Here is a 21,953-nt window from a genome sequence, read left to right as displayed (position 1 = left end):
CCACCGCCGCCATGTGCGCACGCGCCAAAAGCGTGGGTGCCGGTTATCACCGCGGAGCCTCCGAGCTCGCCTATGAGATGTCCGGCGGCCTTGCCGGCGTGTGCCCCCGGCGCGAGCATCGCAGCGACCGTTTCAACGACGGCGACGATGCAGCCGCACGAAACGCCCCCGGAACATTCTGCGAGGGCGATGAACGCGTGCCACGCGACGCTGATGCGCTTGACCAAGACGGCATACTCGGACAGCTCGGTGCCCGCGCCGCCGCTCATCCTGCCGACGGTGCTCCCGCTCTTCGGGTCGATCGCCCACCAGCCAAACCCGTTTCCGCTTGTCATCGCCACCGGCCGCTCGATCGCCACCGCGGCTTGGCCGGCGCGAAGCGTGTCTTGGAGGCTCTCCGCAGTCTGCTGGCCGAGGGCCGGCTTTTGCGCCGCATTGACGTCTGCCGGCGCAAGGACCCATTGATTGATACCCTGCGCATGCGCAGCTTTGAATACGCCCATCGTGCTCGCCGGCTGCTTCGCCGACATAACGACCTGCTCGACCCGCGTATCGAGGATTCCGCGTGCGACGTTGAGACGCGCCGCGGCATGGGCGTCGCCGCCGGCCGTCGCCATGGCGTTCTCCACGATGTCGAAGCTGAGACGATTGACCGTCGAACTCGGTATTTCGAGCCGCACGAAGGCGATGTCCGGCCGGTCTTGATACAGACGGACCTTGCCGGACTGCGTCTCCTCCAGGGCATCCGCGAGGCTTCGGTCGCGCACGAAGTAACTGAGGACGCGGATCGGATACGGTTTGCTCGCGAGCGGGGGGCCGCTCTTGGACTGTTGGTCGGCCGGAGCGATGCCGTCGATGAGTGCTGGTTTCACAGCCGATAGAAACTCTGACGTTTTTTTCGCGACGAACGACTCGTTGAACGATCCCGGCGCCACAAGGCCCTGGTACAGCGTCGCGACGCCACGTGCGAGCGCGTCGTTGCTCATCGCGCTTATGCCGGAACCGCTCCGCCGATCGAACACCCAGCGCCGGTAGGTCTGAGTCGGCCGGCCCGGCGCGCTGGCTTGGATCTCAACTCGAACTTCGGCCAGCTGGGGACCGTCCTTTTGAAGATCGAGAATCGTGCCTTTGAATTCGCGATCGCCGATGCTAATCATCGGCTGGAACGTGGTCACCTGTCCGAGATCCTCAGTCTTGACGTCCTTCTCAGGTAAGATGCTGATCTCAAGCGGTTGGCCGACGAGTTCGACGACCTTTGGCGCGGCCGTCAGCAGCCCTTGATCTTGCAGACTTCCGCCTCGCGAGAACGTCGCGATGACGCTGATCTTCAGCGCCTGGTACACATCATCGGGAAGGGCGGGCGCTGAGAACGACGGGTCCGCTTTGCCGAGATGCTGTCCGGGCTGAAGCGATGGCGCAGAAGGATCGAGGTCGGCCCAGGAGCCGTTTTGGCTGACCTGCACCCAGTAATGCGGTCGAAGCGCGGCTGCCCACTCCGCGGAGGAGGCCGACGCGACGTCGATGCTGCGGCGCGAAAGGATGTCGAGAAGCTTGTCCGCCTGCTTTTGACCCCACGCGACGCCGTCGGTGATATTCCGTTGATACACCGGCTCGAATTTTTGGTGCCACTCGGCGATGTCAGCGCTGCTGATCCCCAGTTGCGCGACAATCGTGTCGGGCAGCGTTATGGGTTCGACCGTTGGCGCCGGAGCGGTCACGAGGCCGGCCAGCGTGGCGGCCTCCGCATCGGTCAGCGTGCTGCGCGCGAACCGTACCTGCATGCCTTTGCGCTGGAGCAGCGCTGCAAGCAGTGACGCCTTGTCCGTCGGATTCGCCGCGCGTCCTAAGATCGCGCCGAGCGCCCCGCGCATCGCTCCCGGATAGATGTCGAGGCGGATCTTATCGCGCACCCACTGGTCGATGAGGTTCGCGTCGCTGGGCAGCGTGTCGGCGAGCGCCGAGACGCTGAAGTCCGATTTGGGCACGTTGTCGGCGATGAGCTTGTAGCGCTCGATTGTTTGATTGATCACCTGCCTCGGCGTGGTCTGACCGTTCGAATTGAGGATGTCCGCGGCGCAGCCGGCCGCGCCCCCCACATTGCGGAAACAGCCGGCGCCGCCCGAGTCAGCGGCGGACGTGGGGCTTGAGCTGGCGGCGGACCCACCCAAGATGTTGCCAAGTCCGCCCGGTGATGGTGAGGCGGCAGCTTGTGAAGTGTTCTGCGCCGTTTTCTGCGCGCAGCCCGAAAGTATGATGTTCGCGCAGAACACCGCTGCCGTAGCAAGCGACAAGAAACGTTTCGAAGCCTGAAGTGTCATAGCGTAGAAAACCTGCCCCCTCCATGAATCAGCGATGTAGCGTTCCGAGCGAAGCTCGGATTCGTAGCACGGCGTGAAAGGTCCCGCGAGGTTATTGCCGCACGAGTTCCACGCGGCGATTCAGCGCGCGGCCGGCGTCAGTGCTGTTCGTGGCGACCGGGCGCGTCGCGCCGTACCCGGCCGTCGTGAGGTGAGTGGAGGATATCTTGTATTGCGTCACCAGGATCGTCTTGACCGCGGCCGCGCGGCGCTTGGACAGGTCCAGATTGTAGGCATCGCCGCCGACGTTGTCGGTGTGGCCTTCGATCGTCAATCTCCACTCCGGATGGTGGTTCAGCGCGTCGGCGATCTCATGGATCACTGGCCCGGACTCGGGCCTCACCGTGGCGCTGTTGAAGTCGAAGTGGATGCCGTAGATGCGGATGCGCTTGCTCTTGGTCAGCGCGCTTTCGAGCGCCGGCTTCTTGACGTTCAGCGTGATGGTCGCCTTGGCCGTCTGGTTCTTCGCATCGGTGCCCACGACCCTGAATTCGTACCGCCCGGGCTTGGCCTTGGCCGGGATATCCAGCGAGAACACCAGCGCTTTAGTATCGCCCTTGAGTTCGACCTGAGTCTTTGAAAGCGCCGTCCGCCACGGTGCGTCGGCCGGCGCGGCCGCGGCAAGCGACAGCGTCCCCGCGTAGCCCTGATTGGCGTACACGTTCAGGGGGAACCTGAGTGTCTTCGCGACGCCGGGCATGAGGGTCCGTTCCACGGATGGCGAGATGAGGAAGCTGGTGGACACGAGCTGCGTGCACTTGAAATCGTACGGCACTCTCTGCTGCAGCTCCAAGAGCAAGAGCTTCTGATGCGCGGGGACGCCCGAATCATCCTTATCAAGCCCGTCGAAGATGATGAGTCCGCGCCCGTATGCCGCGAACATATGCATGAAGCCGTTCACATTGAGCGCGTTGGTGCCGAAAAGATGGCCGCACCAGTGAGGATCCTGCGACACGACGGTATTGGCGTCGCCGAGGTCCTGGTTCTGCGCCTTCGCGTACGCGGCGGTATCGACGAAGTGCGCCGGATCGCTCTTGTCGCTGCCAAGCTCGCTCGACTCGACGAGGTCGAGGTGCTCGCCGTGCGCGCCGCGCGCGCCCGGATTCGACGTCGTGAACGGATACGGTAAGAACGAGTAGCCGGTCTTCGTACATGTGTCCGAGTCGTGGATGATGAGTTTGTGACCTGCTGCGACGAACGGTCCGAACGCATCCGATTGCCACTTCGCGAATTCGTTGTCCCCTCCGCACACCCACAGCAGCTCGAGCGTGTCGATGCCCTTCAGCTGCGCCGGTTGGAAGAGCGTCGCATACGCCGGTATGAATTCGAACGGGCCGAACGCCGGATCGTTGTACTGCGCTCTTTGGTATGGATAATAGTTCCAGGGATCCCCGGCCGGGTTGAGCAGCAAGACTTTTCTGTCGTGGCCGACCGGTTTAGGCGGGGGTTTGCAGGCGTTCGCGTCGCTGACCCGCATCGCGATGTACCTGCCGCCGGAGCCGCCCCCCACCACGATGTTGCCTTCCGGATAGAGAATGCCCGGTGGACGATCCTTGCGCACGCCGATCGGCACCCAGTTGACGCGCGCGCCGTCTTGTGAAGCGCCGATCTCCTCGTAGAAGTCGCCCCGTTCGCCGCACTCGATGCCCCGAAGCTCGGCGCCCTTTTGTATGATCTTCCAGAGATAGTGCCCCGAGGCGAACTTCTTCCAATCCGGCGCGTCCGGTAGTTTGCCGGAAGCGAAGAGCGCATCGTTTGCGGTCGCCGGGTCCCCTATCAAGAACCACGTGCCCGCGAGCGGCTTGTTCGCCGGGTTGGCGTCCGGCGTGCCGAACACGGCGAGCTCCTCAAGGTCCGCGAGCGGCGTTCCGCTCGCCGGCGTAAGGGTCACGCGCAGCCATCTTGCTTTACCCGTCGCCGTCACGGGAAATTTCTGCGGGCCGCCGCCCGCTTTGACTTGATACGTACCCATGTCGCTATAACCGGAGTCGGCCGCAACCGTCGATCCTTCCAGGCGCACCGCTTCAGCATCGGGTTCCTGGCCGCTCGGAGGCGGCGTTCCGCTGGCTCGCGACATCTCGAGCGACGTTATACTCGTCGGCACAGGAAACTCGAACACGAACGTGTAGGGCCCCGCAGCTCCAGGGCGCGACTTCCATCCCCAGCCGGCACCGATGAGCAATACCGCAGGTGCGATGTCCTTGCCGGTGGGCGGCCACGAGCGCACGATCGCCCCTTGTTCGAAGGTGAGCAGGTTTGGCGCAGGGGTGGGCGAGGGCGTCGGGCTTGGAGATGGAGTCGGCGAAGGCGTCTGGGCACCCGCTGGTTGCGGCGACGCCGCTCCAGGTACCGCGGTTGCAGCTTCGGTTGCTGTCGGCGTCGCTTGCACAGCCGCCGGCTGTTGTTTCGCGCACGACGCGAGCGTAAGCACCATCGCGAAGACAGCGCTTACGTTGCGAATCGCAATCATTGCTCTAGCCGCCGCAAATTGGCGCGCCGCCGCCGCACATGCCACCGCTTGAACCGCCGCAGCCACCGCCACCGCCGCCAGCGCCGCCACCGCCCTCGCCGCCGCCTTCACCGCCGCCGTGTCCACCGCTTGATGAACAGATGCCCATGTCGTGCGTCGCGCCCATTCCGGTCGCTACTGTCGCCTCAGCGATCGAATGGCCGGCTGCGTGCGCGCTTCCCCATCCAAGGCCCCCCAAGAAAGCAGCGGCGGCAAGTTCGATTGCGGCTAGCACGCATCCGCACGACACGCCCTCCGAGCATTCCACGAGAGCGATCCAGGCGTGGTACGCGATATTCATGACGGTTAGAATTTTTCCGTACTCGACCATCGAAGGCCCGAACCCGCCGCTCATGCGGCCGACGGTGCTTCCGGTCTTCAGGTCGACGGCCCACCAACCGAACTGGGTCCCGCCCGCGAGGGCGACCGGCCGCTCCACCGCCACGGCCGCTTGGCCCGCGCGCAGCGTGTCCTGCAAGCTCTCCGCGGTCTGCCGGCCCAAGGCGGGTTTTTGTGCCGCGGCGACGTCCGCCGGTGCGAGCACCCACGGACTGATGCCTTGTTGGTGGGCCGCCTTGAATACGCCCACGGTGGGCATCGGCCCCTTCGCGTTCATCACGATCTGCTCGATGCGCGTGTCGAGGATGCCACGCGCGACGTTCAGACGTGCGGCGACGTGCGCGTCGCCGACCGCCGCCATCCCGTTCTCCATGATGTCGAAACTCAGCGCCACGTTGGAACCGGCGGTGTTCCCCATGCTCATGCGCACCAAGGCCAAGTTCGGGCGGTCGGCATACAACCGCGTCGTGCCGTTTTGCGTCTGCTCGAGGGCGTCCGCCACTGCGCGGTCGCGCGCGAAGTACGCGAGCGCGTAGATGGGATAGGGCTTCGCGTTCAAGGGCAAACCGCTCTTAGACTTTTGATCCGCCGGTGAAATAATGTCGAGCAGCGCCGGCTTCACGGCCTGAAAGTAGTCGGCGGTTCGCGCAGCGACGAACGAATCGTTGAAGCTGCCCGTCGCGGCGAGCCCACGGTAGATGGTGGCGACGTTGCGCGCCAACGCTTCGGCGCTCATGGAAGTCAGACCGGATCCGCTGCGACGATCGAGCACCCAGCGCCGATAAGAGACCGACGGACGGCCGGGCGCGCTCACTTGAAGCTCGATGCGAACCTCGGCAAGAGCCGGCCCGTCTTTTTGCAGGTCGAGAACGGTGCCTTTGAAATCGCGGTCGCCGATGCTGAAGACCGGCTGGAAGGTCGTGGCTTGGCCTATCGTCTCGGGTTTCGTGTCGTGATCCGGCATCATGTCGATCTCAACCGGCTGACCGACCAGCTCAACGACCTTTGGCGAGCTGGTGAGAAGCGTCTGATCCTGCAAGACACCGCCGCGTAAGTACGTCGCGATCACCTTCACGTTGAGAGTCTGATATGCGTCGTCTGGCAGCGCATCCGCTGAGAACGAGCCGTCGATGGTTCCGAGGTGTTGGCCCGGCTGGAGCGACGGCGCCGAAGGATCGAGGTCGATCCACTTGCTGTTCTGACTGACCTGAACCCAGTAGTGCTGGCGCAGCGCGTTCGGCCATTCGGCGGCCGACGCCGATGCGACGTCGACGCTGCGGCGCGACAACAAGTCGATCAACCGTCCGGCTTGAGTCTGCCCGTACTGCACCCCGGCCGCGACCTTGGCAGCTTCGGTGGCGTGCCGGTCGCGGGCTGCGCCGAGGTCCGCGTCGTTGAGGTTCAGTTGTTTGAGCACATCATCGGAGAATGTTGATTGCTCCTGCGGCGCCGGCGCCATCACGAGATTTTGCAGCGTGGTGATCTCGCTGTCGCTGAGATTGCCGCGGGCAAAGCGGACTTGCATACCTTTGCGCTGGAGAAGCGCGGCGAGCAACGATGCCTTGTCGGTGGGATTGGCCGCGCGGCTGAGGATTGCGCCTAGCGCCCCGCGCATCGCGCCAGGATAGATGTCGAGGCGGATCTGATCGCGCACGTATTGGTCGATGAGATTCGCGTCGCTCGGCAGCGTGTCGGCGAGGCCGCCGACACTGATGTCCGCCTTGGGGACGTTGTCCGCGATCGTCCGCATGCGTCTAACGAAATTGTTGATGGCCATGCGCGGCGTCATCGCGCCGCCCGATTTGAAGATGTCGTTGACGTCGGCGCCGGCAGCCGCGGCGTTTTGGCCCGCATCACCGCCGCCCACATTTCCAGACTCGGCGGAGGACGTGGGGCTTGCGTTAGCGGGTGGACGGCCGAAAATGCCGCCGAGCCCGCCGGGCGATGGTGAGGCGGCGCTTTGTGAAGTATTCTGCGCCGTCTTCTGCGAGCAGCCGGCCAAGACGATGTTGGCCACCATCGCGGCGATAGTCACAAGTGAGAAGAAACGGCTGGCCGCCTGCGGTCTCATAATCTTGAAAACCCCCGTCACAAGGGAGATGATAGCAGGTGGGCGTCCGATTCGGCGCCGCCGCGGCGGAGCCTCGCACACAGCGAACGGCCCGCCGCGTTGCCGCGTCGGGCCGTTTTTGCCTACCCCAAAGTGCCGATACCCGCCAGGGACTTGAACCTGCGCTTGCAGGTGGGTGCTCACCCGCTCCGATACAGGCTTCCCTCTACGGGGAGGGCTTGCTCAAGGCGGAGCGGAGATCGGCTCCCTATGTGATGATGTTGACTCAATCACAAAGCGGGCTCTCGAACACCGCAGGGAGAGCGCGCGCGATCGCTCGCGCGACGCCATTACGTTATCATGGGAATTTGACGGGCACAAGTCTTGACTTTTGGCCGGCGGCCTGCCCACAAACGGATGTTCCCGCCTTTCTCAGGATGACAAGAATCACGGTTGGGGGCCCCGCGGAGCGGGTATAATGCTAGCGAACTCGTTTTGCCAAGGAGGCTACAATGGATACTGCGCTCGTCATCGTGCTCCTAGTGCTCATCTTCCTCGTCGTCACGGGGCACTTGAAGCTCTAGGCGCGCGATTCAGGTAGCAAGCGGGCGGCCGCCTCCGGGCGGCTGCCTTTTTATTGGCCCGATTCGCGCGAACAATGTCGCCAGAGGGCGCGTCCGTGGCGCACCGAATCGCCCGCCATGGTCGACCACTATCTTGCCGAATACGGCACCTATCACACCGACCGCCGCAACCTCATCTGCCACGAGATCGGCATTCCGCTGATCGTGCTGTCGATCTTCGCGTTGCTCGAGTTGGTCCGTTTCGGCCCGATCGATCTTGCGATGGTAGCCGGCGTCGCGGTCATCAGCTTCTATCTGACGCTCGACCTCAAACTCGGACTTGTCGCCCTTGTCGCCTTCGCGCTCTTGTACGTGATCGGCCGCTTCGTCTGGTGGCCCGTCGCGATCGCCCTTTTCGTGGTGGGGTGGATCTTCCAATTCGTCGGACATCATCACGAAGGACGCAGTCCTGCATTCCTGACCAACCTCGTCCATCTGCTCGTCGGACCGCTCTGGATCGTCTCGCTCGCCGTTCGCCGGACCAAGACGTAGAGCGCCCGTGCGGCTGCAGTGCGAGCCGATCGAGATGCGCCTGCGGCATCGCTTCACCATCGCGCGCGGTTCCGAAGACGTCTCGCGCTCGCTGATCGTGCATCTTTTCGCGGAGGGGCTCGAGGGTTTGGGCGAGGTGACCCCGTCCGGCAGATACGATGAAAGCGTGGAACTCATCGAGCGCCAGATGCGCGAGGTCACGCTTGAGGGCGCGAACCTGCTCGACGTCGAGGAAACGCTGTCGCGCGTGCCGCAGGAGCGACGCGGCGCCATGTGCGCACTCGACATCGCCTTGCACGATTTGGCCGGAAAACGCCTCGGCGTGCCGCTCTACGAGTTGTTCGGGCTTGACCCGTCCGCGGCGAAACCGACGTCCTTCACGATCGGCATCGCCGACATCGAGACGACGCTGGCGAAAGTTCGCGAAGCCGCGCACATGCCTATCCTCAAAGTCAAACTTGGCGGCGGGCGCGAGATCGAGACCGTGGAGGCCATTCGCGCCGAATTTACGGGCACGATCCGCGTCGACGCCAACGAAGGATGGCCTCCCGAAGAAGCCGTCAGACTCTTGAAAGAGCTCAAGCGCTTCGACCTCGAGTTTTGCGAGCAGCCCGTGCCCGCCGGACATCCTGAACACTTGCGTTACGTGAAGGAGCGCTCGCCCATTCCCATCTTCACCGACGAGGACTCGCGCACGCCCGAGGACGTGAGCGCGCTCGCCGGCTGCGTGGACGGCATCAATGTGAAGCTGGTCAAGTGCGGCGGCATGCGCGAGGGCGCGCGCATGATCCGCGCGGCCCACGCCCTGGGCATGAAAGTGATGATCGGGTGCATGATCGAGTCGTCCGTGCTCTCGGCGGCTGGCGCGCATCTGACGCCGATGGCGGAATATGCCGACATCGACGGACCGCTGTTGGTCGCCGACGATCCGTTCGAAGGTCTGGAATATCGCGGCGCGCAGTTATGTCTGTCGACGGCGCCCGGCCTGGGGGTCCGGAGGCGCGCGGCGGCGTAAAACGCCCCATGCCGACTGCGCCGCGGCGCTACGCCATCATCACCGACGGTTTTCTCACGGATCGGCGCGCCAAAACGGCGCACGGCGTGATGCAATATGGCCGCGACAAAGTCGTCGCGGTGATCGATTCCGGGTACGCGGGCAAGACGATGCGCGAGGTCATGCCGCGTTTGGGCTGCGACGCGCCCGTCATCGCGTCGATGCGCGAGGCGCTCGCGCTCCGGCCGACCTCGCTGCTGTTGGGCGTCGCCAATCAAGGCGGCTTCATCCCGCCGAGCTTCCGCGAACACATCCTAGTGGCGATCGACGCGGGTCTCGAGATCGTCAGCGGACTGCATGAGCTGTTGCGCGACGATGCGGAATTCGTCGAACGCGCTAAGGCGAGCGGGGCGCGGTTATGGGATGTGCGCGTGCCGCCGCCGGACATCCCGTTGTACTCGGGCGCAGCGGCGCGCGTGCCGCAAGTCGTCGTTCTGGCGGTCGGCACGGATTGCGCGATCGGCAAGAAGACCGTCATGATCGAGCTCGATCGGGCGGCACGCGAAGCGGGCGAGCGGAGCGAATTCGTCGCTACCGGCCAGACAGGCATTCTCATCGCGGGCAAGGGGATCGCCGTCGACCGCGTGATTTCGGACTTCATAACCGGAGCTGCTGAACAACTGCTGCTCGGCGTTTCAGCTGAGGCCGACTATGCGCTCGTTGAAGGGCAAGGCAGCATCGCGCATCCCGCCTACGCTCCGGTGACGCACGGCCTCTTGTTCGGCTGCTCGCCGGACGTGCTCGTGATGTGCGCGCAGGCCGGACGGCGCGATATCGAGGAGTACGGCGTGCCGCTCCCGCCGTTGCCCGAATTCATCGCGTTGCACGAAGCGCTGCTCCGGCTGGTCAAGCCGGCGCGGGTCGCGGCGGTGGCGCTCAACACGATGGATCTGGACGATGCTGCCGCGCGCGCGGCCATCACCGCCGTTGAAGCGCAGACCGGGCTGCCGGTCGACGACGTCGTGCGCTTCGGCGGCGCGAAGTTGTGGCGCGCGGTGCGTGCCGCCGCCGCTGAGACGGCGAAGGCGAAAGAGAACGTCCGGGCGTGAGATACGCGGCGTTTCTGTCGATTCTGATCGCGCTGGTCGCGTGTTCCAAAGTCTCCGAGGCGCCGACGCGCGGGGCGGGCAATCCGTGGACCATTCACGGCGTCGTGCGCTTTGCCGAGTCGGAAGAGCCGAACACGCTTGTGCGCATGTTCTCCAACCAGGCGTCGGCGGACGACGTCACCGCATTGCTTTTCGAACCGTTCTTCCGCTTTGACGATCGCGGCCGGCCGGTGCCCAGCCTCGCGACGATTTTCCCGTCCCCGCAAAACGGGTTGATCAGCAAAGACGGATTGCGCGTCACGTTCAAGCTGCGCAAGGAGGTCCTGTGGTCGGACGGCGTGCCGGTCACCGCGAAGGACGTCATCTTCACGTGGCGCGCGATCATGGGCGGCAATAATCCGGTGGTGCGTACGGCCGGCTTCGACAAGATCAAAGACATCGTCGCCGACGACGAACATCAAGTGACAATCGTGCTGAAAGAGCCGTTCAGTCCCGCCGTGTACCTGTTCTCCGAGGGCGACTTCCCGCCGCTGCCCGCGCATCTGCTGAGCCGCTACAAGACGCTGCACAACATCGCGTACGACGCCGCGCCGATAGGCGACGGTCCGTTCGTGCTGCAGCATTGGGAACACGGTTCGGAATTGGTGTTCGCTCCCAACGCGCGCTACTGGCGCGGCAAACCGAGACTGGATCAGATCATCATCAAGGTCGTGCCCAACACGAATACGGTCGTCCAGCTGCTGCGCACGCACGAGCTCGACGTCGTCGACGGCGTCGCCAAACCGCAAGTGCACGATCTAGACGCCATCGACGGCATCCGCGTCACCAAGCACATGATCGCCAACTACCGCCATCTCGACTTCAATTGCAAGAGCCCGCTTCTCTCGGACGTCGCGCTGCGGCGCGCGATCGCTCAGGCGATCGACGTCGATCGCATCATCAAAGCGGTGTACGGCGGCTACGCGATTCGAGCCGTGACCGACATCCCGCCCTTTTCCTGGGCTGCCAACGCGCTCGAGCCGCCGGCGCACGATCCGAGCGCGGCGCGGACAACGCTGGACAAGGCCGGCTGGTCGCCGGATCAGGACGGCGTGCGCGTGAAGAACGGTCAACGGCTCGCGCTGACGATCTCGACCGCCGCTGATAATCGCGCGGGCGCCGCGGCAGAAGCGCTGATCGCGCAGGAGCTCAAAGACGTCGGGATCGACTTGACGATCAAAAATTACGCCGGCGCGGTCCTGTTCGCTGAAAACGGGCCGCTGTATGGCGGCAAGTACGATATGGCGTGGATCGTCAACACCGAAGGCACCGATCCCGATAACCTCGCGCTCTGGGGATGTGCCTACTGGCCGCCGCACGGCGGCAACACGAACTTCTACTGCAACCGGCGCGTGGATGCGTATTTGGCCGACGCGCAGCACGTCTTCGATCAGGCGGCGCGACGGCGCGACTACGAGGCGGCCTGGCGCATCATGCTGCAAGAGGTTCCGGCGGTCATAATCTATTGGGATAACAGCGTCGTGGCGGCGAACAGCGATCTCCGCGGCTACAAGCCGTCGCCGGTCATCACCGATTTCTGGAACGCTTGGGAATGGGAAATCTAGCGCGTGCGTGCAGCCTTGTTGCGCTTTGCGCGGTCGTGAGCTCCGCGGGCGGACCCGCGCGCGCGGGCGGCGATGCTAACGACCGCGTTTGGGTCGAGCGTTTCCAACCGGCCGCATCGACCGACATCGAAGGCGATCCCCAGATGGTGCCCGGCGGTTTCACCGTCGCGATCGCTTCGTGGAACGCGATCACGCCGCGCGGCAGCTCGCTCGAACTGACGCTGCGCGCTCGCGTCGGCGGGCGCTGGACGCGCTGGTACGTCATGGGTCTGTGGAGTTCAAACCGTCTCGCCGGCAAGCGCCGTTCGTTGGCCGGGCAGCAGGACACCGAGGGCAAAGTCGACACCGACACGCTGACGCTGCGCGCGCCCGCTGACGCTTTCCAGATCGGCGTGAATCTGCAGGACTCCGCGGATGGCAGATCGCCGAGCATCGACTTGCTCGCGGTCGCGACCTCGCTCGGCGTACCGCCCGGCGCTCGCGCCGACATCCAAAAGTTCGCTTGGGGGACCGATCTTCACGTGCCCGAGCGCACGCAGCGCGTGCCTGCTTCTCCCGATGCCGTCGGAGGCGGCGGCGACGCGTGGTGCAGCCCTGCAAGCGTGTCGATGGTGATGGCGTATTGGGCGCGCGATGCCGCACACCCGGAGTGGGATGTCGACGTGCCCGCCGCAGCCGACGGCACCTACGATCCGGTGTATGACGGAACCGGCAATTGGCCGTTCAATGTCGCGTTCGCCGCGGAGCACGGGCTGGGCGGCTACGTCAGGCAATACTCCAACCTGGCGGACCTCGAGCAGCTCATCGCGCGCGCGATTCCGGTCATCGCGAGCCTCTCGGCGAAGTCCGGCGAATTGCAGGGCGCTCCGTACGACAAGACGGACGGCCACTTGCTGGTGGTCCGCGGATTCACGAGCGCGGGCGACGTCATCGTCAATGATCCGTATGCCGCGCCCGGGGAGATCCGCCGCATCTACAAGCGCGATCAATTCGCGCACGTGTGGCTCGACGGTTCCGGCGGCACCGTGTATCTGATCGCGCCGCCCAAGACGATTTGGGAGATCACGAACTGACGGCCGTCTTTTAATGGGCGGGCTACTTCGCCTCGAGGTCGACCTCGATCGCGATCCGCCTTTTCGCGCGCCGGCGAGCATCTTCGCGCCTGGCGACAAGACCCGCACCAAAGAGCACGCCGGCTAAGAAAGCGCAGCCAAGCCCGATGTACGCTGCGCCGGCGTCGACGACCGGCGCGCTCGAAGGGGACGGCGCGGGCACCGGCGGTAGGAGCGTGGGTTGCGGCCCCGCCGTACGTCGCGGAGCCGACGACGCGGAGTGCGGCTTTACCGAGCCGGGCGGCGTCGTCGCCGGAGCGGGGGACGGCCGCGGAGTCGGTGATGGACTCGGCGTGGGTGTCGGCGTCGGCGAAGGGCTGGGCGTCGGCGTCGGCGTCGGTTTTGGCGCGGGGGTTGGGGTCGCCGTCGGCGGCGGTGAGGCGAGCGCGATCTGAAAACACTCGATGTTGAAAGAGCGCTCGAGGCACCGTGCGACGCCGAGCACTCTAGGATCTCCTCGGCCCACACCGAGGTTCGGCTGTTGGTCCAAGCAGGCCGAGACGGCGCGCTGGTAGGCCACGTCTTGCAGCCCTTGCGACATACCGCGCAGTAATTCGCGCTGCTGTGACGGCAGCGCGTCATTGACGCAGGTGATGAACTGCTGCGCCCCTGCGGTCTGCGCGGACGCGATGCGACGTTCGTGGAGTTGACCTGCGACAAGCGCGCCGGCCAACGCCAGCATCGCCGCGGCCCGTCTCATTTGACGAGGCGCACTTGTCCGCTGACCTGCACGACGTCCGGAATCGCACCGCCTGCAGCGCCCGCAGCCGCCGCTTGCGGCGCGGCGGCGTGCCCCCCGAGGGTTTGCAGCAGGCTGAGGTTGTCAGAGCCGATCGCGATCACAGCGCCAGTGACGAGCGAATCGAGACCGCCGCCCTCAGGCACGAGATGCAGCGCCCACAACACGCCATGGCGTGAAAACCACGCGAACAGCGCGCCTGCCGCGAACGCGATGCCCATCTGCAGCAGTTGACGCTTGTTCTCCCGCCACGCGCTTCCCAGCGCGTGCACGTGGAACAGCCAATTGATCATGAGCACCATGAGCAGCAGCAGGACGAAATAAGAAATGCCGTCCGCATTGACCATGTTCTACACCTCCGGGAGCCAAGCAGTGATGATCTCTAACGATTTCTCCTAGATAACCCCGGTCGTCTGGCCGAGGCCGCGGTTCGCCACGGCCAGCGTGATGACCAAGCCGGGCAGCATCTCGCAAAATGCGTCGTTGATGCGCGAGATGCGCGCGCGATCGTCGGATGTCACTTCCGAGCGCAGCAACAGCTCGTCGGAGAGGTTCAAGCGATACGGCAGCGCGCGAGCAGCCTCGACGCCCGCTTCGTCCACTTCGCGCAGCAGGGCCGCGTAGCGCGGCGCGTTCAAGCTGGCCTTGCAGTCCTTCCACCATATCTCGAGCCAGTCCGGGAACGCGGCGATCGCGCGGTATTCGCTGGGCATCAGCGAGAGCCCGAGGCTCGACTTGATGTCCTCGAGAACCGTCCGGATGCGAGGCGGGGCATCGCGCTCGTCGACCAGGCTGAGTCTCAGACCCCGATGATCGCGCGAGAGCCGGTCTTTGTCGCCGCCGTGCTGCGGCCCGCTTATGCCGCCTCCGCCGATTTGGGTTCCACCCAGCGCCAGACGCACGGCGTGCGCGATCGCGAGCAGCTTGCAGTCCAGGTCGTTGAACATGCTGGAGATCTCGCGCATGCGAAGCATGTCCGCTTCGCTGACGTTCCGCTCGCGCAGGGCCGCTCCGTGATCGTCGCCCGGCCACGCCGAAACCACCCGCGCGGCGAGCCCGCTGATCCTGCGCGACTGCTCGATGAAGCTCGCGGCGAGCACGTTGGGCCGAAAGCGGCGCCATGCGTAATCCAAAAAGCGCGGCACCGTCGCCCACGCCTGGAATATCTGGCTCACCAGCGGCACCCGCAACGTGGCTTTGATGTCGCGAAAGGCCTCGCGAACGCGTTCGTCTGAGGCGTCGGACTCGCGGACAAGCGGGATCGTCAACATCGCAGCCACCTTTTCAGTTCGACTTGCCGGGGGGCAGGTCCACCTTGATGCGCAGCTCTCGCAGCTGCTGCGCGTCCACGGCCGACGGCGCGTCGATCATCACGTCTTGGAAGCGCTGGTTCTTCGGGAAGGCGATGACCTCGCGGATGGAATCGGCGCCGACCATCATGGCGATGATCCGATCGATGCCGAGCGCCATGCCGCCGTGCGGCGGCGCGCCGTACGCGAACGCTTCGAGCAAGAAGCCGAAGCGCGCTTGCACTTCCTCTTCGGAATAGCCGAGCAACGCGAACACTTTGCGCTGCACCTCGGGGTTGTGGATGCGAATAGAACCGCTGCCAAGTTCGGAGCCGTTGAGCACGAGGTCGTAGTGCTGGGCGCGCAGGCAGAGCGGATCACCGTCGAGCGACTCCTGGCCTGGCGCTGGCGCGGTGAACGGATGGTGCATGGGACCGATCGCACCGGTCTGCGGATCTTTTTCGAAAAGCGGGAAGTCGAGCACCCAGCAGAACTCGAAGCGTTTGGGGTCGCGCAGACCTTTTGCCGAGCCGAGGTGCAGGCGCAACTTTCCGGCGACGGCGCGTGCGGCCTCGAGCTCGTCCGCTACCATGAACACGGCATCGCCGTCTTCGACTTTTCCGAGCGCGCGCACGCTGCCCAGCATCCGGTCGTCGAGCGCCGCTTTGGGCAGCGACGATTTGATGCCATCCGCGCCGAGGGTCAACCACGCCAGTCCCTTGGCTCCGAACTCGAGCGCGTTCTGCGAGAGCGCGTCGAACTCTCGGCGCGAGCGCGCTGCGCCGCCGGGATCCACCAAACCGATGATCTTCTTGCCTGCCGCGAGCGCCGCTGCGAACACCTTGAACTCGGTGCCCTCGAATGCCGGGCTGAGGTCGTGCAGCGGCATGTCGAAGCGCAGGTCCGGCTTGTCGGTCCCGTACTTCGACATCGCTTCTCCGAATGTGAGGCGGCGGAACGGGGGCGCGAGGCGCACGCCTAACCCGACCTCGAACATCGCTCGCATCGAGCCTTCCATCACCGCGATGACGTCTTCTTGGGTGGGAAACGTCATCTCGACGTCGATCTGCGAGAACTCCGGTTGGCGATCCGCGCGCGTGTCCTCGTCTCGGAAGCAGCGCGCCATCTGGAAATAGCGCTGGAAGCCTGCCACCATCAGCAGCTGTTTGAAGAGCTGCGGCGATTGAGGCAGCGCATAGAATTGCCCGGGGTGCAAGCGGCTCGGCACGAGGAAGTCGCGCGCGCCTTCCGGCGTGCGCTTGATCAGCATCGGCGTTTCGATCTCAAGGAAGCCCAAACCGTCCAGATAGTCGCGGCATGCCTTGAGCGCGCGGTGGCGCAGCGCGATGTTGCGCTGCATGGCCGGCCGGCGCAGGTCGATGTAGCGGTATTTCAGCCGCAGATTCTCATCGATATCCTCCTCGCCGTGCACCGGAAAAGGAGGGGTGAGGGAGCGGTTGAGCACCTCGATGGCGCTCGCGCCGATCTCGATCTCGCCGGTGGTCAGCTTCGCGTTCTCCGTGCCGGGCGGCCGGCGCCGGACCGTGCCGCGCACCGCCACGACGTCCTCGGAACGCAGCGACGACGCCACGTCGGCCGATGCGCGATCCACGCGCGGATCGAACACGCACTGCGTCACGCCGAAGCGGTCGCGCAGATCGACGAAGATCAGCCCTCCGTGATCGCGCGAGCTGGAGACCCAGCCCCGCAGCTCGACGCCGGCGCCCTCGTCCTTCGAGGTCAGCTCGCCGCAGGTCTTGCGAGAAAATGCCGTCACGATTGCCGTGCTCCGTCGGAGTCGCGCAGCGCGCGCTTGACGCCGTTCAAATAGTGATACTGAAACACGATCTGGCGCGCGATGTACGGCCATGTGTTCTTGCGAGGCACCTCTTGCGAACCCCCCGCGCGTTCGATCGCGCGGCGCACCGGTCCGGCGGCGTGCAGCACGGAATGCAGCGCCAGCGACACCGGGGTCATGCCGAGGTTGGCCATCACCGCGATGTCGCGATGCTTGCGAAGAAAGCGCACGGCCGAAACGCCGGCCAGCTCCATGCGCCCTTTTTGCTCCTCGTATCCGACGGGATGCCAATGGTAATTGGCCGCGCGCGCGTCGTACAGCACCTGGACGCCGCTTTTCTGCAGGCGGTAACCAAGCTCGAGATCCTCATGTCCGTAGCCCGTGAACGCCTCATCGAAGCTCCCGACCGCGAGAAGATCATCGCGTCGCGCCGAGGCGTTGCCGGTGAGGAAATAAAGCCACGACAGGCGCCGGCGTTTCTTGGGGTGGAGCGGCCGGCGCGCGGCGGGCTCGTCGCGCTGACGGCGGTAGTCCTCAAGCGTCCGGACAAGATACTCGCAGCCGATGATCGCGACGCGCTGCGTTCCGGCAAGATGATGATCGTCGACGTGCATTTCGAGCAAGCTGGGCGACGCGATGATGTCGGCATCCGTGAAGAACACGATCGGCGCGCGCGCCGCGGCGACGCCGGCGTTGCGGGCGGCCGCCCGTCCGCTATAGTCACCCGGAAGGTAGCGAATGCGACCGGCTCCTGCGCCGCGCATCAACTCCTCCACGTAATCGGCGGTGCCGTCGACGCTGCGCGAATCGGCGAGCACCAGCTCGTAGCGATCGTGCGCCAGCGTCTGGTTGAGCAGGCTCGGCAGGACGACGCGCAGAGTGTCGAGGCGATTGTACGTCGGGATGACGACTGATATGTCCATCAAGACCTAGCAAACGGTTCCTAGCGCGCGGCCAGCGCGCGGGTCGCGCTCACGACGTCGTCGAGCAGGGTCGTCACCGCGCCGCCGGGCGGTGGTTTGCGCAGGATCGCGCTCGGCACTCGCCACGGACTCCACTCCTGCGAACTCAATCGATAGTATTGGTGCTCGTAGACCACCACCACGGGGACGCGCATCGCAGCGGCGACGTGCGTAGCGCCGCAATCGACCGTCACTACGACGCTGCAGCGAGCAAGCGCCGCCGCCCATTCCAACAACGGCGACTCGCCGAGCCACGTGACATTGGGTGACAAAACGGCGCCGCGAAGCTGCGCCGCCGCATCCGCGACGTCAGTTCCGTAGGTGACCAGCACGTCCCTTTGCTCTGAAGCGAGCCGCTCGATGAGCGAACGCAGCGCGCCGGCGCCGAAATCGGAGGCGAACCAGCGGGGCGCCAGATTGATGCACACGGCTCGATCGGGCACGCGCTCCTTCGCAAAGGCCACATCGTCGTCGCTCACCCGCAGCAGCAATTCATCCGTGCACTGCGAGCCGCCGGCAAGCGACACGAGGGCGAGGACCTGATGGACCTCGTGCTCCACGGGCCGCTCCGGATGACGATCGGCGAGCCTGGGATCTGCTTCGGAGATGCAGTGTTCCGTCAGCAAGAACTGCGCCGCGAGACGAGAGAGGTAGCGCCGCCGGTACACGTAGCCCAATCGCCTGGGCGCTCGGCTCCACGCCGCGAGCCGGTAGTCCTGCGTGCGCGGCGCAAGCGCTACGGCGATGTCGGCTGACGCGCCGAGTTTGCCCACGAGATCGCGTGTAGCGGCATCGAGATCGCGCCGCGGAAGGACGTGGAAGGCATCGAGATCGGGGTTGTGACGGAGAACCGGCTCGGTGTAATCGGTGACGAGCGCTTCGATCCGCGCGTTGGGCCACGAGCGCCGAAACGAGGCGATGGCCGGCGTCGACAGGATAAGATCACCGATGCGATCGGTGCGGATGAGGAGGATGCGCCGATAATTAGGCGCAGCGCGCCTTCCGTGCAGCGATTTGGTCGAGTTCGTCGTAGAATTCAGCGCGAGCCAAGCGCTGCGCCGCCCAGCGACGCACGACCATCGGCACGCGCGAGATGTCCTCGGGCCTCCCGGCCAGCGCGGCGAGGAACTGCGGATACTTGAGTGCGCGGAATGCGGCGCTCAAGTATAGCGCGGGGCCGACGATCCCGGTCGCCAGCGCCACGCGCCAGTGCGGGTGCTTGTTCAAGAACTGCGTGGCGGTGCGCGCCTGCGCTCGAGCCTGGCGGATCATCCCGGCGAACTGGTCCGGTCGCAACGCGGGTTTGTGATGGTACACGAGCGCGTCCTTGGTGAAGATGGATGGCACGCCCATCATGCGCAGCCGGAAGCCCAGTTCGAGATCTTCCCAGCCGTACTCGTGAAAGCGCTCGTCGAACCCGCCGGCTTCGCGCGCCAGGTCGAGCGGCAAAGACACATTGGTGGTCCAAAAATAGCTGGCCGAGAAGTTGCGCCACGTCCAGCGGGCGGGGCGATGCTCGCCGAACGAAGCGACGTTGATGACGCCGCCTTGGCAGATGGCCCTTGGGTGTCGCTCGTGACAGCGGATGTGCGCCGCGAGCAGCCCCGGCGTCGCGAGCACGTCGTCGTCCATGATCATGAGATATTTCCCACGTGCCCGCGCGATGCCGGCGTTGCGGCCGCTCGCCAATCCGGCGTTCTTCCGCCGGATGCACGTGAAGGCGCAGGTCGGCCGTACGCGCGCGATGACGTCCTCGTAGGTGCCGTCGGTCGAGCCGTCGTCGACGAGAATGATCTCGTAATCGGCGGGATCCAAATCCTGCGCGAACAGCGCTTCCAACACCGAACCCAAGAGCTCGCGCCGGTTATACGTGTTCATCTGCACGGATATGATCGGCCTGCGCGCAGATGACGCGGGGGTGAGCGCGGGCACTAGGAGCCGGCCGCCGCGCGCGCCCTGGGAGGGGCGGCGCAGATCTGCTGCGCGGCCGCGACGATTGCCGCGCTCGACAGCGCGCGGTAACACGCGAATGTCCGGCATGTCTCTTTGCGGCACCAGGATGGACACGGATAACTCGGTTCGATGACCGCCACGCGCGGTCCCAACGGTCGCCAGCGCTTGGGCAAATCGGTGCGCAATGCGAAGATGCCGACCGTCGGAGCGCCGACCGCCGCCGCGATGTGCATCGGACCGGAGTCGAGCGCGACCACCACCGTCGCGCGCGCGAGCAGCGCAGCCAAACCGCGCAAGCTTGTTTTGCCGGCGAGACTGATGTTTGGAACCGACATCGCGGACGCTATCAGTTCAAGCGACGCCGCGTCGTCCGCGCTCCCGGTCAGCACCACGCGAGCGTCAAATGCCTTGCCGAGCGCGTCGCCGACAGCCGCAAAGGCTTCGGCGGGCCACGCAGGCGCAGCAGGCGAGAGGCCGCGCGCAGCGTGCCAAACGACGAACGGCTCGTGCACGCCGGCAGTCTGGAGGACCGCTTGAGCCTCCGCGTCATCGCGCGGACGGATGGCGATATCGATCTTGAAGTCGTCGGGTCGCGGCTGCGCGCCGAGAGCGCGCGCATAATCCATCTGGACGTCGGTCCAATGGCTGCTCACGTCCCCGCTCTCCGTGCGCACGGGTACGCGCACGGTATAAAGGAATGAATACAAACGGCGGGACTGGCCGGCGCGCACGGGAATGCCGGCGCGCCATACCAGCGAAGCCACGCGCGGGTTCGACCAAAACACGACGGCATGCGTGAAGCCGCCGGCTTTCACTTCCATCAACAGCTCCGCAAACGGCCTGCGGCCATCGTCGACCATCACGCTCGCGATCGCCGGGTGGTCCTCCAGCATCGGCTTCGCGTATGGCGACACGAGCGCGGTCACCGGCGCATCGAAGTGGCGCGCCAGCGCGCTCATCGCGGGCGTTGCGGCGAGCAGATCGCCGATGCCGCCACCCGTGCAGACGGCCAGCACGCGCGTGCTCATGCGCGTACGACTTCCGCGACGCTCGCTCCGATCTGCGACCCGAACGACGCCGCCAGTCCGGTTTGCCATGCCGGTTTGATCACGCAGCGATGCGGAGCGGCCCACGGACGCCATTGGCGAGAGAGTTGCGCAAAGCGGGCTTCGTCGAACAAATCGATGACAGGGACTCCAAGCATGCCGGCGGCGTGTGCGGCGCCGGTGTCAGGTGTGATCAGCGCGGCGAGCGATTCGATCGCGCCGAGCCAGTGCGGCAAGTCGGCGGGCGGTGCGAGCGCGACCTGATCGCGCTCGCGAAGCGCGCGCGGTAATTGTTCCAGAATCGACCGCGCGAAGCCCTCGTCAGCTGCGGGCGCCAATAGCAGGCAACGTCGCAGTGTTGACGCTTCCAGCGCTGCGACGATGAAATGTCCGAGCGCACCCGGACCCCAGCCTCCGCTCGCGAGCTTTGGCGTCACTTGAATGCCGAGCGGTGCTTCGCCCTGCCTCGCCTCGACGGCGCCGCCGCCCTCGACGAAAAGCCAAGGGCGCAGCTCGCGAGCGTCTGCGGGCGGAGGCGGCGCTGCGCCGAAGATGCCGGCAAGCCGGTACAGCGCTTCGACTTCGTGTTCGGGGCGCGCGGTCCACGCCGCCGGCCGGTACACGGGGTCGGTCAGTTGCGAATACTGCCATAGCGATTTGAACGTTTTTTCGAATCGATGCCAAAAGCCCGTGCGTCTCTTCGCACCGCTGAGCCGAGCGAGCCGGTAGCCGGCGACCTCTTCGGTGGCCACGATGGCATGGGTGTAGCCCGCGCTTGCCAACTCATCCCCGAGCTCATCCAATGCGCCGGCGGCGTACAGATGAGTCCGGACGCGGGTTGAGAAAAGCCGCGAGTTGGCCTTCGAGCACACGGCCCCGAATTGAGCTTCCGGGAAAGCGCGCGACAGACCGGCGAGGCCGGGCACGCACGCCAATGCGTCACCCAGACCATCTAAGCGCACCAGTAAGAACCTCGT

Annotated in this window: 17 protein-coding genes and 1 other RNA gene; 5 read left to right on the top strand and 13 right to left on the bottom strand. The window is 65.4% G+C overall.

What is annotated here, in order from left to right; translation table 11 throughout:
- The 4 genes from VN934_01300 to ssrS form a co-directional block, all read right to left on the bottom strand.
- The coding region (locus tag VN934_01300; GenBank protein ID HXM17429.1) for a hypothetical protein at positions 1-2,291 on the bottom strand (2,291 nt) is incomplete at its 3' end.
- Between the two features lie 118 nt (positions 2,292-2,409).
- The gene (locus tag VN934_01295; GenBank protein HXM17428.1) at positions 2,410-3,057 is read right to left on the bottom strand and encodes an OmpA family protein; all 648 of its coding nucleotides are present in this window, start codon (positions 3,055-3,057) and stop codon (positions 2,410-2,412) included.
- Positions 3,058-4,831: 1,774 nt separating this feature from the next.
- Positions 4,832-7,276 carry a hypothetical protein gene (locus VN934_01290; protein HXM17427.1) on the bottom strand — a complete coding sequence of 815 codons (2,445 nt, stop codon included), beginning with the start codon at positions 7,274-7,276 and terminating at the stop codon, positions 4,832-4,834.
- Positions 7,277-7,396: 120 nt separating this feature from the next.
- Positions 7,397-7,579, bottom strand: a non-coding RNA gene (gene ssrS, locus VN934_01285) — 6S RNA.
- 377 nt (positions 7,580-7,956) lie between these two features.
- Between ssrS and VN934_01280 the strand changes: the two genes are divergently transcribed.
- From VN934_01280 to VN934_01260, 5 genes are read left to right on the top strand one after another with little or no spacing between them, the layout of a single operon-like run.
- Positions 7,957-8,370 carry an Mpo1-like protein gene (locus VN934_01280; GenBank protein HXM17426.1) on the top strand — a complete coding sequence of 138 codons (414 nt, stop codon included), beginning with the start codon at positions 7,957-7,959 and terminating at the stop codon, positions 8,368-8,370.
- 7 nt (positions 8,371-8,377) lie between these two features.
- Positions 8,378-9,385 (top strand): dipeptide epimerase, encoded by a 1,008-nt coding sequence (locus tag VN934_01275; protein ID HXM17425.1) that lies wholly within the window; start codon positions 8,378-8,380, stop codon positions 9,383-9,385.
- Positions 9,386-9,393: 8 nt separating this feature from the next.
- Positions 9,394-10,473: a DUF1611 domain-containing protein gene (locus VN934_01270; protein HXM17424.1), complete on the top strand. Its 1,080-nt coding sequence runs from the start codon at positions 9,394-9,396 to the stop codon at positions 10,471-10,473.
- Positions 10,470-12,077 carry a peptide ABC transporter substrate-binding protein gene (locus VN934_01265; protein ID HXM17423.1) on the top strand — a complete coding sequence of 536 codons (1,608 nt, stop codon included), beginning with the start codon at positions 10,470-10,472 and terminating at the stop codon, positions 12,075-12,077. The genes VN934_01270 and VN934_01265 overlap by 4 nt, the downstream gene beginning before the upstream one ends.
- Before the next feature lie 35 nt (positions 12,078-12,112).
- Positions 12,113-13,150, top strand: coding sequence for a peptidase C39 family protein (locus VN934_01260; protein ID HXM17422.1), 1,038 nt, complete (start codon positions 12,113-12,115; stop codon positions 13,148-13,150).
- 22 nt (positions 13,151-13,172) lie between these two features.
- Here VN934_01260 and VN934_01255 read toward each other — a convergent pair whose 3' ends face one another.
- From VN934_01255 to VN934_01215, 9 genes are all read right to left on the bottom strand, one after another.
- Positions 13,173-13,889 carry a hypothetical protein gene (locus VN934_01255; GenBank protein HXM17421.1) on the bottom strand — a complete coding sequence of 239 codons (717 nt, stop codon included), beginning with the start codon at positions 13,887-13,889 and terminating at the stop codon, positions 13,173-13,175.
- Positions 13,886-14,275 carry a hypothetical protein gene (locus VN934_01250; protein HXM17420.1) on the bottom strand — a complete coding sequence of 130 codons (390 nt, stop codon included), beginning with the start codon at positions 14,273-14,275 and terminating at the stop codon, positions 13,886-13,888. The genes VN934_01255 and VN934_01250 overlap by 4 nt, the downstream gene beginning before the upstream one ends.
- A 48-nt stretch (positions 14,276-14,323) precedes the next feature.
- Positions 14,324-15,199 carry a halocarboxylic acid dehydrogenase DehI family protein gene (locus VN934_01245; GenBank protein ID HXM17419.1) on the bottom strand — a complete coding sequence of 292 codons (876 nt, stop codon included), beginning with the start codon at positions 15,197-15,199 and terminating at the stop codon, positions 14,324-14,326.
- A gap of 13 nt (positions 15,200-15,212) precedes the next feature.
- Positions 15,213-16,994: an aspartate--tRNA ligase gene (gene aspS / locus VN934_01240; protein ID HXM17418.1), complete on the bottom strand. Its 1,782-nt coding sequence runs from the start codon at positions 16,992-16,994 to the stop codon at positions 15,213-15,215.
- The gene (locus VN934_01235) at positions 16,991-17,938 is read right to left on the bottom strand and encodes a glycosyltransferase (protein HXM17417.1); all 948 of its coding nucleotides are present in this window, start codon (positions 17,936-17,938) and stop codon (positions 16,991-16,993) included. Before VN934_01235 ends, aspS begins: the two co-directional genes overlap by 4 nt.
- 20 nt (positions 17,939-17,958) lie before the next feature.
- On the bottom strand, positions 17,959-18,750 hold the full coding sequence (locus VN934_01230) for a glycosyltransferase family 9 protein (GenBank protein HXM17416.1): 792 nt from the start codon (positions 18,748-18,750) through the stop codon (positions 17,959-17,961).
- Between the two features lie 211 nt (positions 18,751-18,961).
- Positions 18,962-20,017: a glycosyltransferase gene (locus VN934_01225; protein HXM17415.1), complete on the bottom strand. Its 1,056-nt coding sequence runs from the start codon at positions 20,015-20,017 to the stop codon at positions 18,962-18,964.
- Positions 19,909-20,958 (bottom strand): glycosyltransferase family 9 protein, encoded by a 1,050-nt coding sequence (locus tag VN934_01220; GenBank protein HXM17414.1) that lies wholly within the window; start codon positions 20,956-20,958, stop codon positions 19,909-19,911. Before VN934_01220 ends, VN934_01225 begins: the two co-directional genes overlap by 109 nt.
- Complete coding sequence (locus VN934_01215; GenBank protein HXM17413.1) at positions 20,955-21,938, bottom strand: glycosyltransferase family 9 protein; 984 nt, start codon at positions 21,936-21,938, stop codon at positions 20,955-20,957. The genes VN934_01220 and VN934_01215 overlap by 4 nt, the downstream gene beginning before the upstream one ends.
- Between the last annotated feature and the right edge of the window lie 15 nt (positions 21,939-21,953).

The sequence above is a fragment of the Candidatus Tumulicola sp. genome, assembly GCA_035601835.1.
Lineage (GTDB): Bacteria > Vulcanimicrobiota > Vulcanimicrobiia > Eremiobacterales > Eremiobacteraceae > DATNNM01.
This window is presented reverse-complemented; position numbering and strand designations above follow the sequence as displayed.

Bases quoted from the DNA above. Each gene is read 5' to 3' on its own strand.
- VN934_01295 (HXM17428.1), bottom strand. From the start codon at position 3,057: ATGCCCGGCGTCGCGAAGACACTCAGGTTCCCCCTGAACGTGTACGCC.
- VN934_01290 (HXM17427.1), bottom strand. From the start codon at position 7,276: ATGAGACCGCAGGCGGCCAGCCGTTTCTTCTCACTTGTGACTATCGCC.
- VN934_01280 (HXM17426.1), top strand. From the start codon at position 7,957: ATGGTCGACCACTATCTTGCCGAATACGGCACCTATCACACCGACCGC.
- VN934_01270 (HXM17424.1), top strand. From the start codon at position 9,394: ATGCCGACTGCGCCGCGGCGCTACGCCATCATCACCGACGGTTTTCTC.
- VN934_01255 (HXM17421.1), bottom strand. From the start codon at position 13,889: ATGAGACGGGCCGCGGCGATGCTGGCGTTGGCCGGCGCGCTTGTCGCA.
- VN934_01250 (HXM17420.1), bottom strand. From the start codon at position 14,275: ATGGTCAATGCGGACGGCATTTCTTATTTCGTCCTGCTGCTGCTCATG.
- VN934_01245 (HXM17419.1), bottom strand. From the start codon at position 15,199: ATGTTGACGATCCCGCTTGTCCGCGAGTCCGACGCCTCAGACGAACGC.
- VN934_01235 (HXM17417.1), bottom strand. From the start codon at position 17,938: ATGGACATATCAGTCGTCATCCCGACGTACAATCGCCTCGACACTCTG.
- VN934_01225 (HXM17415.1), bottom strand. From the start codon at position 20,017: ATGCCGGACATTCGCGTGTTACCGCGCGCTGTCGAGCGCGGCAATCGT.
- VN934_01220 (HXM17414.1), bottom strand. From the start codon at position 20,958: ATGAGCACGCGCGTGCTGGCCGTCTGCACGGGTGGCGGCATCGGCGAT.